Annotated in this window: 14 protein-coding genes; 12 read left to right on the forward strand and 2 right to left on the reverse strand. The window is 63.1% G+C overall.

The window, feature by feature from the left end; genetic code table 11:
* Positions 1-139: 139 nt before the first annotated feature.
* Entirely contained in the window at positions 140-973 is an 834-nt protein-coding gene (locus tag E5720_RS11900; RefSeq protein WP_136170823.1) for an HAD-IB family hydrolase, read from the reverse strand.
* Between the two features lie 321 nt (positions 974-1,294).
* On the opposite strand from E5720_RS11900, the gene ssd reads away from it, so the two are divergent.
* The 12 genes from ssd to E5720_RS11960 all read left to right on the forward strand — a co-directional run bounded on the left by ssd (position 1,295) and on the right by E5720_RS11960 (position 12,222).
* Positions 1,295-2,422 carry a septum site-determining protein Ssd gene (ssd, locus tag E5720_RS11905; RefSeq protein WP_136170824.1) on the forward strand — a complete coding sequence of 376 codons (1,128 nt, stop codon included), beginning with the start codon at positions 1,295-1,297 and terminating at the stop codon, positions 2,420-2,422.
* A complete protein-coding gene (locus E5720_RS11910; protein ID WP_168708337.1) occupies positions 2,419-3,600 on the forward strand; it encodes a TadA family conjugal transfer-associated ATPase in 1,182 nt (393 codons plus the stop codon). Before ssd ends, E5720_RS11910 begins: the two co-directional genes overlap by 4 nt.
* Positions 3,597-4,394, forward strand: a complete 798-nt coding sequence (locus tag E5720_RS11915) for a type ii secretion system integral membrane subunit (protein WP_136170826.1) — start codon at positions 3,597-3,599, stop codon at positions 4,392-4,394. Before E5720_RS11910 ends, E5720_RS11915 begins: the two co-directional genes overlap by 4 nt.
* Positions 4,394-4,966 carry a type II secretion system F family protein gene (locus tag E5720_RS11920; RefSeq protein ID WP_136172635.1) on the forward strand — a complete coding sequence of 191 codons (573 nt, stop codon included), beginning with the start codon at positions 4,394-4,396 and terminating at the stop codon, positions 4,964-4,966. Before E5720_RS11915 ends, E5720_RS11920 begins: the two co-directional genes overlap by 1 nt.
* Positions 4,967-5,058: 92 nt before the next feature.
* Positions 5,059-5,250 (forward strand): DUF4244 domain-containing protein, encoded by a 192-nt coding sequence (locus tag E5720_RS11925; protein ID WP_247595932.1) that lies wholly within the window; start codon positions 5,059-5,061, stop codon positions 5,248-5,250.
* A gap of 20 nt (positions 5,251-5,270) precedes the next feature.
* Positions 5,271-5,567: a TadE family type IV pilus minor pilin gene (locus tag E5720_RS11930; protein ID WP_136172636.1), complete on the forward strand. Its 297-nt coding sequence runs from the start codon at positions 5,271-5,273 to the stop codon at positions 5,565-5,567.
* The gene (locus E5720_RS11935) at positions 5,564-5,911 is read left to right on the forward strand and encodes an Rv3654c family TadE-like protein (protein ID WP_136170828.1); all 348 of its coding nucleotides are present in this window, start codon (positions 5,564-5,566) and stop codon (positions 5,909-5,911) included. The genes E5720_RS11930 and E5720_RS11935 overlap by 4 nt, the downstream gene beginning before the upstream one ends.
* A gap of 309 nt (positions 5,912-6,220) precedes the next feature.
* Positions 6,221-7,177, forward strand: a complete 957-nt coding sequence (locus E5720_RS11940; RefSeq protein ID WP_136170829.1) for an ABC transporter permease — start codon at positions 6,221-6,223, stop codon at positions 7,175-7,177.
* Positions 7,170-8,306 (forward strand): ABC transporter permease, encoded by a 1,137-nt coding sequence (locus E5720_RS11945; RefSeq protein WP_247595933.1) that lies wholly within the window; start codon positions 7,170-7,172, stop codon positions 8,304-8,306. The genes E5720_RS11940 and E5720_RS11945 overlap by 8 nt, the downstream gene beginning before the upstream one ends.
* 91 nt (positions 8,307-8,397) lie before the next feature.
* Complete coding sequence (locus E5720_RS11950; RefSeq protein ID WP_136172638.1) at positions 8,398-9,516, forward strand: ABC transporter ATP-binding protein; 1,119 nt, start codon at positions 8,398-8,400, stop codon at positions 9,514-9,516.
* Positions 9,516-10,502: an oligopeptide/dipeptide ABC transporter ATP-binding protein gene (locus E5720_RS11955; protein WP_136170830.1), complete on the forward strand. Its 987-nt coding sequence runs from the start codon at positions 9,516-9,518 to the stop codon at positions 10,500-10,502. Before E5720_RS11950 ends, E5720_RS11955 begins: the two co-directional genes overlap by 1 nt.
* Positions 10,503-10,599: 97 nt before the next feature.
* Positions 10,600-12,222, forward strand: a complete 1,623-nt coding sequence (locus E5720_RS11960) for an ABC transporter substrate-binding protein (RefSeq protein WP_136170831.1) — start codon at positions 10,600-10,602, stop codon at positions 12,220-12,222.
* A 592-nt stretch (positions 12,223-12,814) separates the two neighbouring features.
* On the opposite strand, the gene E5720_RS11965 is transcribed toward E5720_RS11960, so the two are convergent.
* Positions 12,815-14,416, reverse strand: a complete 1,602-nt coding sequence (locus E5720_RS11965) for an ABC transporter substrate-binding protein (protein ID WP_136170832.1) — start codon at positions 14,414-14,416, stop codon at positions 12,815-12,817.
* Positions 14,417-14,520 lie beyond the last annotated feature (104 nt).

Genomic DNA, 14,520 nt, shown 5'->3' on the forward strand with positions numbered 1-14,520 from the left:
CGAGCTCAGCGTGGGTGCCTGGTGTCCGTGCTGGGAATCGCGGTTGGGAGAGGGAACCTTCTCTTCCGGTTCGATCTTGGCCTTCCGTTCTTCCGTAAGTCCTTTGTACCCCGTGACGGCGCTCACAGCAAGGGGTGCGTCACCGTTTTCTTTTCAACAATCCGTAAGTAACCGTCCCGGCCAGCAGTGCACTGAAAAAGACTGCGGCACTTGCTGCCACGGTTGTGCCCGATGGTGCTTGGATGCGTGATCGAAGTGAGACCGGATTGGAAAAAGTCAGAATCGGCCAGCCGAGCGACGCGGCCTCCTTGCGGAGCGCCCGGTCGGGATTGACGGCAGTCGGATTGCCGACGGCATGAAGCATGGGAAGGTCCGTGATCGAGTCCGAATACGCGAAACACCTTGACAGGTCGTAATTTCGGGACTCGGCGAGTTCGTTCATCGCTTCGACCTTGCCCTCACCGTAGCAGTAGAAGGCGACGGTTCCGTTGTATCGGCCGTTCTCGACCTCCATCTGCGTGGCGGTACTGATGTCTGCACCGAGTGCTTCGGCGATTGGGCCGACGATCTCTTCACCGGATGCGGAGACGATCACGATGTCGTGTCCGCGGAGTTTGTGGTCTGCGATCAAGTCCGCTGCTTCGGCGAATACCAGCGGATCCACTATGTCGTGCAATGTTTCTGCAACGATCGACCGAATTTGTTCGACGTCCCATCCGGCGGACATTGCGGCGATATGGGCGCGCATTCGCTCCATTTGGTCGTGATCGGCACCGGATAACAGGAACAAGAATTGCGCATAGCTGCTTTTGAGTACGGCTCGCCTGTTTATCAGTCCCTGATCGAAAAACGGTTTACTGAAGGCGAGCGTGCTCGACTTGGCGATGATCGTCTTGTCCAGGTCGAAGAATGCTGCGATTTTTCCAACTGGGCGGTGGGTTTCGGCGTTGTCGATGCCGGCGCTGGTGGTCACGGACTCAAGACTAGAGCGTTCATTTTTTCGGCGATTTCCCGGTTTGTCTCACTGAGTAAGAACGAATGTTGAACTTGCAAACACCGTCTTCGCCAGGTGTAGTATCGACCTGTCCGGATTCGTCCGGGCAAGTTCAGCCCGACCCCCCGGGGCTGAACTCGACGGCCCTCGCCTCCTCCCCCCTGGCGAGGGTCGTCCTCGTTGTAGGGGAAAGTCGCGAATTGGTACGGGTGTGCAGAATTGCATCCACACCTTGCGAGTTGTCCACATTCGGTATGAACACTGTGTTCTTCGAGCGCAATTCGCTGCAGGCTCGCACTCATGGAATTCCAGGACAAGTCGCCGGCTCGGCGCCCGATTGTGTTGTCCACCGGCGACCCCGTGCTGCGCGACGAAGTACTCAGGATCGCTGCGGCAGCCGAATGCGCTGTGCTGGAAAGGAACTTACCAGTCGGTAACGCCGGGTTAGGGACTCCGCCGAGCAGGATCGAGTGGGATGAAGCCGACGCGATACTCCTCGATGTCGACCACGCACGCGAGGCATCGTCCCGAAGACTGCCCCGCCGCGACGCGATTTTCGTGTTGGGCCGAAGAGAACCGGGCGTCGAGCAATGGCGTGCTGCCACTGCCGTCGGAGCATCACACGTCCTGGGACTTCCGCAAGACGAAGCAACGTTGATCGGGCTCCTCGGACGAGAACACGATCGGACCGAGGGCGACGGCGGAGTTATCACTGTCGTCGGTGGCAGAGGTGGTGCTGGAACGTCGACGCTCGCCGTGGCGTTGGCACTGTCGGCGTCCGCGTCAGGATCTCGAACGCTGTTGGTCGACGGTGACAGCTACGGCCCAGGACTCGACCTCCTGCTCGGCTGGGAAGATCGGCCGGGCCTGCGATGGTCCGGGCTCGTCGTCGAGGCAGGCCGGATCTCCGGTGACGCCCTACATGGTGCGTTGCCGTCGAGCGCCTCGTTGGCGGTCCTGTCGGCCGGCCGAGCAGACTCGGGATCTTCGGGCCTGGACGCAACGGCATGTGCCGCGGTGGTCGATGCCGGACGCCGATCCGGAGATCTGGTCGTGTGCGACGTTCCACGGCACCCCGGTCCGCACACGGACGTCTTCCACGACGCCGCGGACCTGGTGGTATTGGTCGTCCCCGCCGAGATCGCAGCCGTCGCGGGCGCAGAGAACCTTCTCGGTTACCTCCGTGGCCGTAATTCGAACGTTGGACTGGTCGTGCGAGGGCCCGCGCCCGGGGGATTGCGCGGCGCCGACATCGCCGACGCCCTCCGGTTGCCCCTGCTGGCCACGATGCGACCCGAGCCAGGCTTGGCGCAGCGCATCGAACGTGGAGGCCTCGGGCTCGGACGTCGATCGCCTCTCACCGATGCCACCGAGTCGATTCTCGCGACTTTCGCGCGCAAGCCGGCACCGAGGCGGTGGGCGGCATGAGCGCTGTCGTCACGCCGGAGTTGTTGGACCGCGTTCGCGACAGGCTCGTCCACACGACGGGTGAACCGACGCCCGCGTTGGTCGCTGCAGCCATCAGAATCGAAGCGGGCGGGGTACTGAGCGATACCGATCTCTTGGCGGCGCTCCGTGTCCTGCAGACCGAGTTGACCGGTGCCGGGCCGCTGGAGACTCTGCTACTCGATGCCAGTGTCGCCGACGTTCTGGTCACGGCACCGGACGAAGTATGGGTCGACCGCGGCGCGGGACTCGAGCGCGCCGACATACGTTTCGCCGACGAGGCTGCGGTACGACGCCTCGCGCAGCGACTGGCACTGTCCGCGGGCCGACGGCTCGACGACGCTCAACCGTGGGTCGACGGGCAGCTACCCGGAGTGGGCGACGGCACTTTCGGTGTCCGACTGCATGCGGTGCTGTCGCCCGTCGCGCGAGGCGGTACCTGTCTGTCGCTGCGCGTGTTGCGCCCGACCACCCAGGGGCTCGCAGCCTTGGCCGACCGTGGAGCACTCGAGCCGAGTGCTCTCGCTCTGGTGAAGCGGATCATCGAGGCGCGCTTGGCATTTCTGGTCATCGGCGGCACCGGCGCCGGAAAGACCACGTTGCTGGCTGCCATGTTGGGCGAGGTCGCGCGCAGCGAGCGCATCGTGTGCGTCGAGGATGCTGCCGAGTTGGCGCCGTCGCATCCGCACGTCGTTCGAATGGTTGCTCGGGCGCCCAACGTCGAGGGCGTCGGCGAGGTCACCGTTCGGCAGCTTGTTCGTCAAGCGCTGCGGATGCGGCCGGACCGGCTCGTTGTCGGAGAGGTTCGCGGTGCAGAGGTCGTCGACCTGCTCACCGCGCTGAACACCGGTCATGACGGCGGAGCGGGCACGATTCACGCCAACTCTCCCGCCGAGGTGCCCGCACGCCTGGAAGCTCTTGCCGCACTGGGTGGGTTGGATCGTGCGGCTCTGCACAGTCAACTCGCGGCCGCGGTACAGGTGGTCCTGCATGTGCATCGCTCATTCGATGGTCGGCGTCGGTTGCGGGAAATTGCCGTGGTCGTTCCCGATGATTCCGGTCGTGTGCAGATGGTGTCCGCGTGGAGTGTGGACGGCGGTGTGCACCGCGGCCGAGAAAGGCTGGACGCACTCCTCGAACAACGGTTGACACGGTTATGACTGCATTGGGTGTTCTCTCCTGTGCGGCAGCACTTCTGGTGCTACCGCGCCCACGAGTGCGAGTGCCTTCGTTGCTGATGGGCAAAGCCGCCGGTGTAGATCGAACACGCTCTCGGGCAGTGGGTCTCGCGTCGACGCTGGCGATGGGGCTCGTCCTCGCCGTGGTGGCGGGTGGCCTGCATGCGCTCTGCGCAGCCATTGTCGTCGGCGCAACGGTGGCCCGCCGGAGGAAGAAGGCTCAGCGGCGCAGGGCGCATCGCAGAGAGCTCGACTCGCTCATTGCTGGACTCGACGTCGTCATCGGTGAGCTTCGAGTCGGCTCACATCCGGCGCTGGCCTGTGCGAGTGCTGCTGCCGATTGCAGTGGAAGCGTGGCTCTCGCGTTCGAAACCGCAGCTGGGCGTGCGCGTCTGGGTGGTGATGCGAGTGCGGGCTTGTTCGTCCAGGATTCGCCGGTCCGAGTGGAACTTTCACGATTGTCCGCAGCCTGGAGCATCGCGGACACCCGCGGATTGGGACTTGCCGATCTGCTCGGCGCAGCGCGGCAGGACCTGTTGGGTAGGAGTCGATTTCGCGATCGAACCGAGGCGAGCCTGGCGGGTGCCCGTGCGACGGGAACGGTGTTGTCGGGTCTGCCGGTCCTCGGGGTCATCCTTGGTCAATTCATGGGGGCATCCCCGATCGGTGTGTTGTTCGGCGGCGGCCTGGGTGGAGTCCTTCTGGTGCTCGGCTCGATGTTGGCGTGCGCCGGGCTGATGTGGACCGATGCGATCACCGAAAAGGTGTGTCGGTGATGTGGGTGGCGGCGGTGTGCGCGGCGGCATCTCTCGCCGTGATCCCAACAACTCCCTCGTACGTCTCTCGTATCGCGTCCAAGGAACCACTCGTCGAGAAGGGCGTAGACGACACCGACAGCGCCGATCCGCATTCGGTTGCGACCACGTTCGATCTGTTGGCTGCATGTTTGCGCGGCGGGCTTCCAGTGGGCATCGCAGCCGCTGCGGTTTCCGAGTCGACGAACGAGCCCTTCGCCCGGGCATTGCGGACCACCGCAGACCTACTCGCGCTGGGCGCGGACCCCGCTGCCGCGTGGGAGCCAGTAGCCGCCAGGCCCGACATCGAGTCGCTCGCGCGAATGGCGCGGCGATCGGCGAGATCGGGAGCGTCGTTGGCGCAGGGGATTTCCGAGCTTGCCGAGGCACAGCGTGCACAGACCGAGGACTCGTCGGCAGCCGCGGCCGAACGTGCAGGGGTATTGATCAGTGGGCCGCTCGGCCTGTGCTTTCTACCGGCGTTCGTGTGCCTCGGGATCGTTCCCGTCGTCATCGGACTCGCCGGGAACGTACTGGGTGGGGGACTGCTGTGAGCACCCAAGTATCGCTGTGACGAGACACAGAGGATTCCGAGGCGGAACCGCCGTCTCGGAGGTCGAGGGAGGGAATGGGTATGGTGCACAGGATGATTCGAGAGTTTCAGACGAGATTGATCTTGGCCGCGGCAGAGGACGATGGAATGTCGACGGCAGAGTACGCAATCGGCACGATCGCCGCTGCGGCGTTCGGAGCGATTCTCTACACAGTGGTGACGGGCGATTCGATCGTGAGTTCGTTGACCGGAATCATCGACCGAGCACTCAAGACAGCTGTCTAGCCGACGATGGCGCCGTGACGGTGGAGGCGGCTATCGCCATCGCGTCCATCGTCACGGTCGTCGTGACCTGTATCGGAGCGATACTTGCTGTGTCGATGCATATCCGCTGTGTGGACGCGGCGCGGGAGGCGGCGCGATTGGCGGCCAGGGGTGATGCGGTATCGGTTGCCCAGTCGGTGGCGCCGAGCGGGGCGCGGATCACCGTCACCGAACACGACGGGTTCGTGACAGCCCGCGTGCAGTCCGATACTCCGCTGCCGGGTCTGACGGTCGGTGCCGAAGCGGTCGCCGCGATCGAACCGGACGCTGTGGAATGACGGTGTCCAGCGAGGAAGGCGGGGTGACGGTTCTTGCTGCAGCTGCACTGGCCGCATTGCTGGTGCTCGTGGTGGCGATCGTTCACGTCGGTTCGGCGGTCGGTGCCCGGCATCAGGCACAGTCGGCTGCGGACCTGTCTGCTCTCGCGGCAGCAGGGGAGTTGAGCCGAGGCATCGGGGATGCGTGTGCGGCGGCGCAGGAGATCGTAGGGCGCTCGAAGGGCGAGATGACGGACTGCGCCGTGGACGGCTGGGACGTCGTGGTCACCGTGACGATCACCCTCCCGCTCGGGCGATTCGGGATCGCCGACGCGGTCGCGTCGGCACGGGCAGGGCCGGCGTGAAGGTGTCGATGGGGGGCGCAATCACGTAGAAGGCGTGCCCGGTGACCACGCCTGGCTTGACTCGGTTCCCTTCGTGACCTAACCGATCGTGGGCAGTCCCGCCCAGTGAGACTGAATGTGAGAGAAGTATGTGAGCAGTCATAATGAGACGCACGGCACAGCGAAAGCTGTCGTTTTCATCTCGGCCCTGTACCAACGCGGTGCCGGCAAATACCCGCCCAAGTCTTCGTTGCCGCAAGCGCGGCCAGCGGAGCAATCGTATTGAAGTGAGGATGAACGGATGAACAGAGAAAGGAGGCAACGCCAGCAATGACCAAGGTTGTGTTCAAAAAAATTGGCGAGCTGATTGTTGTGCTGTTCGTCGTCAGTCTCGGCACGTTCGGACTTGTGTCGCTGATTCCCGGTGACCCCTCGGTGGCGGCACTGGGCGAGGGGCGTACCCCTGAGGAGTACGCCCAGGCACGCTTCGAAATGGGCTTGGACAATTCGTTCCTCAGCCGCTACTGGGATTGGCTCTCGTCCGCTTTGCAGGGCGATCTGGGCCGTTCTCTGGTGCCGCCGCAGTCGGACGTGACGGAGCGCATCGTCGCAGCGCTGCCGGTAAGTGTGCAGTTGGCGGCCATGGGGCTGTTCATTGCACTGGCAGTGTCTATCCCGTTGGCGATGTGGTCCGCGCGTCATAGCGGTGGTCTGATCGACCGCGTCATCAGTGCCACTACGTTCGGCGTCCTGTCGATCCCGACCTTCCTGTCCGGCTTGCTGCTGATCATGTTGTTCGTCAACAACCTCGGCTGGTTTCCGCGCTCGCAGTGGGTTCGTGTGTCCGAGGGGGGACTTGCCGACAACCTGTACCACGCGATCCTGCCGGCCGTTACGATCAGCCTGCTGGAGATGGCGATGTTCCTGCGCATCTTGCGCAGTGACCTGATCACGACCCTGCAGGAGAACTTCATCCTGGTATCGAAGGCGAAGGGCACCTCGAACCTGAGGCTGCTGATCTCCGATGCGTTCCGTCCATCCTCGTTTTCCCTGATCACGATGCTCGGTCTGGTGCTGGGTTCCATGATCGGCTCCACCGTCATCATCGAGACGTTGTTCTCGCTGCCGGGAATGGGTTCGCTGATCGTGCGGGCCGCGCAGCAGGGCGATATGCCGATGGTGCAGGGAGCTGTACTGGTGATCGCGCTCATCTACGTGGTGGCTAACGGCATCATCGATATCTCCTATGGATATCTCGACCCGAGGAGCCGACGAGCCCATGTCTAATATCTCCCACCCCGACCTCAACGACCCCGAACAGGTCATGCCTGCGATGGCGCAGGGCGCTGCGGTGGTCGTCGCCGATCCGGTCGTGAAGGACTCCGCAGTCACGGCTGCCGGCGAGCCCGGACGCCGAAAGCTGTACGTCCGTGGCGGCATTCTGCTGGCAATCGGCGTGATCGCGCTCGGCTTCGCGCTCGGCGCAGGCCCAGTCGTGATGGCCGTGCGTCTCGTCGTCGGTCTCATCGGGCTTGCCGGCATCTACATGGGCGCGCGACGGATCGGACTCGCCCGATTCGGCCCGGACTTCGATCTGACGTTCGTGATCTCGTGTGTGTGGCTAGCGTTGATCATCGGCGTAGCGATCATCGCGCCGCTGTTGCCGTTTGCTGAGTACCAGGACACCTCCAAGACTCTCGGATCAAAGGGCTACGTCCCGCCGGATCTATTCTCCAGCCACCCGCTGGGGACGAACAACTTCGGCCTGGACCTCCTTGCTAGGTCCGTCTACGGTGCACGGTCCTCCCTCGTCGTCGCGGTCGGCGCTGTGCTGATCGGCGTGATTGTCGGAGGCGCGATCGGCATCCTCGCCGGCTACTTCGGCGGGAAAGTCGACTCGATCGTCGGGATCTTCACGAACTCGCTGCTCGCAGTACCCGCGTTGATCCTGCTGATCGCGTTGGCGTCGGTGCTCAAGCCGAACCTGCGCAACATCGCGTTCGCACTGGCGGTGCTTGCGGTGCCGTCGATGATTCGAATAGCGCGGGCGAACACTTTGACATTCGCCCAACGTGAATTCGTCCTCGCAGCCCGCGCGATGGGCGCGAGCCGCTGGCGGGTGATGGTGCGCGAGCTGGCGCCGAACGTGGCGCTGCCGCTGGCCTCGCTCGGCATGGTGATGATCTCGGTGATGATTGTCGCCGAGGCATCGCTGAGCTTCTTGGGCCTCGGCATCCAGCCGCCGATCCCGACGTGGGGAAACATGATCGCCGAGGGCCAGGGCGGGGTGTTCGAGAAGCACGCGTTCGTCGTACTGGTCCCGGGCATGTTCCTGTTCTTGACAGTGTTCTCGTTCAACATTGTCGGCGAAAAGGCGCAGAAGGTCACCGGCGGCTCACGCCGGGCAAAGCTGTGATGGCGAGAGCGGACAGTGTCCGTATCGCCTCAGTCCTGGCCCTACATGGCAAAGCGGGAGTTCACCGATGAATAAGCACGAAAAGCCTGGCATGGGCGCTACGACGGCAGGCGCCGGAACGCCAGACCATGCGGCGGCGGGACCGCTGCTGACAGTGGAGAATGTGTCCACGCACTTTCGCACCAAGCGGGGCCAGTTGCGCGCCGTCGACCGTGTGAGCTTGACCCTCGCCGCGGGCGAGACCCTGGGCCTGGTCGGCGAGTCCGGGTCCGGTAAATCGGTGCTCGGGCAGACCATCATGGGCCTGGTCTCCAACGGTGGCGCGACCACTGTCGCCGGCGAGATTCGGTTCCAGGGCCGCGATATGCAGGCGCTTACCCGCAAGGAACAGCAGGGTCTGTGGGGCAAGGACATCGCGATGGTGTTCCAGGACCCGATGACGGCGCTCAACCCGTTCAAGCACATCGGCACGCACCTTACCGAGTCGATCCGAGCCCATCTGGGCCTGGACAAGAAGCAGGCCCGAGAGCGGGCGATCGAGTTGCTGCGTAAGGTGCGGATTCCTGAGCCGACCCGACGGGTGGACCAATACCCACATGAGCTCTCGGGAGGTATGCGCCAGCGTGTAGTTATTGCGATGGCGTTGGCATGCGACCCCATCCTGACCATCGCAGACGAGCCGACGACGGCGCTCGATGTGACGGTGCAAAAGCAAATTCTCGCGTTGCTCGACTCGCTCCGTAAGGAGACGGGGATGGCGGGGATCTTGATCAGCCACGACCTGGGCGTCGTCGCCGGCCAGACGGACCGCGTCGCCGTGATGTATGCGGGCCGAATTGTGGAGACCGCGCCAACACAGCAGTTGTTCGCGCAGCCGCGTCATCCGTACACCGAGGCGCTGTTGTCGGCGATCCCGCGAATCGAGGATGCGCCGCACACGGTCCTCGAGGCCATCGAAGGTGGGTTGCCGGATATGACGAAGCCAGCTGAGGGTTGTTCATTCGCGACTCGGTGCCGGTACGCACAGGAGAAGTGTCTTACGGTGCCGCCGGAACTGGTCGCCACTGCAGACTCTGCCGCGGCGGTGCATCCACACGAGGCCGCATGTCACTTCCCCGTCGGCACAGCCGAGGGTGCAGCGGCGTTGGCCGCCAACGAGAAGGCCGGGCGCACCGCGGCCGGACGCAAGCTGGACTTGGAGACTGTGTAATGGCTGGCAGCGGTACCGCACACATGCGCGAAAACGAGAAGCGGGTCTTGACCGTCGAGAACCTGATGGTGGAATTCCCCGCAGGCAAACAGACCGTGCACGCGGTCTCCGGCATCAGCTTCGACCTCGTCCCAGGGGAGACACTGGGCATAGTCGGGGAGTCGGGCTGTGGGAAGTCCACCGCCGGGCGCGCGGTCCTGCAGTTGCCCAAGCCCACGTCCGGCAAGGTGACGCTCGATGACATGATCCTCGGAGACATGTCCGCGTCGAGTCTGCGGATCACCCGCAACCAGATGCAGATGATCATGCAGGACCCGATTTCATCGCTGAACCCGCGGCGCAAGGTCAAACATCTTGTCACCGAGGGACCTCGCATCTGGGGGACGAAGAACAAGGCCAAGCTCGAGGCCATGACCCGTGATTTGTTGACCGCAGTGGGCTTGGATCCAGATGCGGTGATGGAGAAGACGGCGGGCGAACTGTCGGGCGGCCAATGCCAGCGTGTGTGCATCGCACGCGCATTGATGCTCCGGCCGAAGCTGCTGATCTGTGACGAGCCGGTTTCGAGCCTCGATGTGTCTGTGCAGGCACAGATCTTGAACCTTCTGGAGAAAACCAAGAAGGAATTCGAGTTCTCGATGATCTTCATCGCCCACAACATGGCCGTGGTGAAGAACATCAGCGACCGGATAATGGTGATGTACCTGGGCAAGGTGTGTGAGGTCGCGCCCACCGGAAATGTCCAAGACACCGCCAAACATCCGTACACCCGCTTGCTGCTCGACTCGATTCCGGATCCGAACCGATCGCGGGATGGGGAGGACGAGATCGAGATCATCGAGGGCGACCTGCCCTCTCCCCTGAACCCACCGTCGGGTTGCCGTTTTCGGACCCGCTGTCCACTCGCGACTGAGCAGTGCGCAGCCGAAGAGCCACTGTTGCGGGAGATTGGCAAAGATCACTTCGTGGCCTGCCACAACGTGTAAACCCAGCTTTCACCTGCACCCTCGCGGCGAACTGTCCCAGAGGGTCGTTGTCTGGCGTTCTCAACCGTCGTACCGCCCGCACATATAAGGAACCCATATGATCTCAGTGAATTATCTACAGCGGGCCATCAGACGACCCGGCCGCTTCGCGGTCGCTCTGGTCGGAGCCAGCGTTGTACTCGCAGCTTGCTCGGGCGGGGCCGACGGTGAGGGCGGCGGTTCCGGTAGTGGCACGTACGAGACCGGCCTGGTGAACGTCCAATCCGAAGCAGGCGATCCGGTGGACGGCGGCACCCTCACCTACGGTGTACAACTTCTCACCACGACGCTGGACCCGGTCCGAGCCACGGCCCGCGGCGGCCAGGGCGGCGAGGCACTCGCAGCCGTTTACGACGTGCTCATGAAGTACGACACCGAGTCCGGGGAGTTCTCACCCCAGCTCGCCGAATCATTGGAAAGCACAGACAACACGACATGGACTCTGCGTCTACGTGAGGGAGTGCGCTTCAGCGACGGCACGCCGTTGGATGCTGCAGCGGTAGTCGCGAGTATCGAGCGCTACAACTCCGGCGGCGGCAATGGTGCAGATCTATGGATGCAGTCGGTGAAATCGATGGAGGCGCAGGACAACTCCACGGTAGTCTTCCGTCTCGCAAATTCATGGCCTAGGTTTCCGTCGATGCTGGCGTTTGGCCACGGGATGATCGTCGCCCCAGGTTCACAGCAAGGTGAGAAGTTCACTGCTGTTGGGGCCGGCCCCTTCGTCGAGGCAGGATTTCTCCCCGGGGAGGAGCGCACGTTCGCGGCGAACCCTGAATATTACGGCGGGCGCCCTCATCTGGACACTTTGCGCATGGTGGCGTTGAACGGCCCGCAAGCAAACTTCGAGTCGCTGGAAGCCGGTCAACTCGACGTTGCCTACATCCGTGGTCTGGGATCAGCAATAAACTCGGCGAAAGAAGCCGGCTACCCCGGATTCGTCGATGTCCTCAACGCCGGCGGAGCCGAGCTGATCAACAACCGCGAGGGTTATCCAGGCGCAGATGTGCGGGTGCGACAAGCGATTGCGCAGGCCATCGACCCTGACCTCATCGACCAGCGCGCCGAAGAGGGTCAGGGCCTTCCCGGATCCGAGCTGTTCGGAGAGACGTCGCAATGGCATACCGATGTTGCCGGCCCTGTCTACGATCCGGCCAAGGCCACCGAGTTGCTGAACGAGGCAAAGGCCGACGGCTATGACGGGCGTCTGAGGTACACCGTTCTCAACGAACCCAAGGATCAAGCGATCGGCCTAGCCGTTCAGTCGTTGTTGCAGGCCGTCGGTTTCACTGTGGACATTGCCTTCGCCAACAATGCTGGGGATCTACTGAACAGCGTCTATGTCAAACATGAGTTCGATCTGGCCCATGCCGGGATCGGTCTGTACGAGTCGATTCCAGACGCGGGTTTGCAGTCCGTCCTCTCCAGCACATCGTTGAGGAACACAGCCGGGTATGCGAATCCGGAGATGGATAGCTTGCTGAAGGAGCTGCAAGCGGCTCCCGATGACGACGCTGCGCGCGATGTGATCGCACAGGTTCAGACCCTCTGGAACGACACTGTGCCATCGGTGCCCATCAGCGGGCTTGCCGCGTTCTGGGCGTGGCAGACGGACGTGCACGAAGTCGTGCCCACTGCCACTGGCATCATGCTGTTCGACAAGGCATGGGTCGAGTCCTGAACGCGCACACGAAGTTTGGAAATCCAGGGGAAGGCAAGCGCGCCAACGAGGTGTAGTTCCCGAGATAGTAGTGGATGATGTGACGAAAGGCGAGGGCCTCTCGGTGTCGGTGTGCGTACCACGCACCCCGATAGCCGAGAGGCCCTCGCTGTTTGTCGCTGATGCCCTACCCGTGGCGAAGAGATGGGCCGACCGCAACAGGACCAGCGGCCCGCAACGTATCTCCTACCACCTGCCACTGCCGCGCCACCCCGACTGCGATGGAAACTGCGGACGCCGACAAGGGCGAAGGAATCGTTTCGACTGAGTTGCATCCAAGCACCATGCCGCAGGCGACCACTCGCGGCCGGCGTACTCGGAGATTCGTTCCGGCGAACCAAATACCAGATTATGTTGTTGCTCTGAGTGATTCGACGAGACATTCAGTCCGTGACGTGAAGCAGGAAGGCTGGCCCGCCGACGCCGTCGAACAGTGGGGACAGCAGACTGCCCGGTACGTCAACTAGCGTTGACGTACCGGGCAGGCGGCCTTCTATATACAGTTTTCCAGCTCATGTCACCTCGCCGTTGAGGTGACACGGGTGAGCGGTTACTACTCGATCCAGGCCTTGTCCAGCAGCACCATCGCGTCCAGGCTTGGCACTGCGCCGTGCACGCTGTCGGTCCACGCCAAGAAGTTGGCACCGGAGGCAAGTGCCAGGAACGGCACGTTCTCGTTGACCTCTACCTGTAGGTTGCTCAACGCCTCGAGTTTCGCCTCGTCGTTAGTTGCGGTTTGGACACTGGCGACGATCTCGTCCATCTTCGGGTCGTTGACGCCGCCGATATTGTTCGTCGATGTGGAGTTCAACGCCCCGTACAGGCGCTGGAAAGGCGCCGTGTCCTGGATGCTGAGTGCGCCGGTGGCGATGTCGAAGTCCTTGTCGATGTACAGGCGCTTGACGATGTCCGTGACCGATGCCGCGTAGTCGATTTCGACGTTGATACCGATCGGTGCCAGCATCGCCTGGATTGTCAGTGCGGTGGCCTGGGCCGCCTGCGTCTGGGCGGTGAAGTAGGTCATGTTGCCGCTGAAGCCGTCTGCCTTCGCGGCGTCGACGAGAGCCTTGGCCTCCTCAGTGTTCATCTCCACGGGTGCAATGTCGTTGTGCCACTTGGACCATGGCTGGAAAATCTCGGTGCCGGGCATGCCCTTGCCGCCCCGTGCGCGCTGATCGATTGCGACGGGATCGACGGCCAGCTGCATCGCCTTGCGTACCCGTAAGTCGGCGGCGGGACGGCCTTCACGCTGGTTGATACTGACCACCGCGGAGAGACTGCTCGTCTCGTAGTAACCCGGAAGGTTAGCCGACGCCTCGTCGACGACTGCAGCGTCGCGTAGGTATGCCATATCGAGGCCGCCCGCGTTGAGGGCGTCGACCTTGGGCTGTTCGTCACTGATCGTGACGAACTTCAGTGTGTCCAGGGGCGGCTTGCCGTTGAAGTAGTCCGGCCGGGCCTTCATTACCACGTCCGCGCCGGGGGTCAGGCTTTCCAATGTGAAAGCACCTGCTCCGATCGGCTTGAACGTGCCGTCGGGCTGATCCGAGCTGGGTGCGACGACCATGCCGTGGCCGTAGACGAGAAGCGCGGGGAACTCGGACCACGACTGGTTCATGGTGTAGACCACGGTGGAGTCGTTGGTGGCCTCCACGGACTTCACGCCGGCGGTGAATGCCTGACTGCCGCCGCCCTTGCGTTCGTTGAAGCGATTGGTACTGGCGACTACGGCCTTGGCGTCGAGTGGTGTGCCGTCACTGAAGGTGACGCCGTCGCGCAACTCCAGGGTCCACGTCTTGAAGTCGTCGCTCGAGGTGAGCGCTTTGGCCAGTTGCGGCTCGTAAGAATCGGAGGCGGAATCGTAGCGAACGAGGAGATCGTAGACCGCTGCCATTTCGGTGCCACCGGTCGAGCCAGTGGCCTGGGTCTTGGTCGGGTCGAGGCTGGCCACCGGTGCATAACCGGCAAAGCTCAACGTGCCACCCTGCACGGGGGTGCCGCCCTCGGTCTGATCGCCGATCACGCCGACAGCGCCGGGGTCGGTCTGTGGGCCGGAACTGCTACCTCCACCGCTCGCACAGCCCGCCAACAACAGGCCGCTGGTCAAGACGGCAAAGGCCACCGTGCCGCGCCGGCGTTGCCTTGAAAGTGTCACCTGAGAACCTCCTGGATTGTGTCGAGACGAACGGTCTCGGTGGAAAGTGTCGCGCTCGCCATAGGCGAACCACCCTATGACCTGAATCACGATAATCAGAACAC

The organism is Rhodococcus sp. PAMC28707, assembly GCF_004795915.1.
Classification (GTDB): Bacteria; Actinomycetota; Actinomycetes; order Mycobacteriales; family Mycobacteriaceae; genus Rhodococcoides.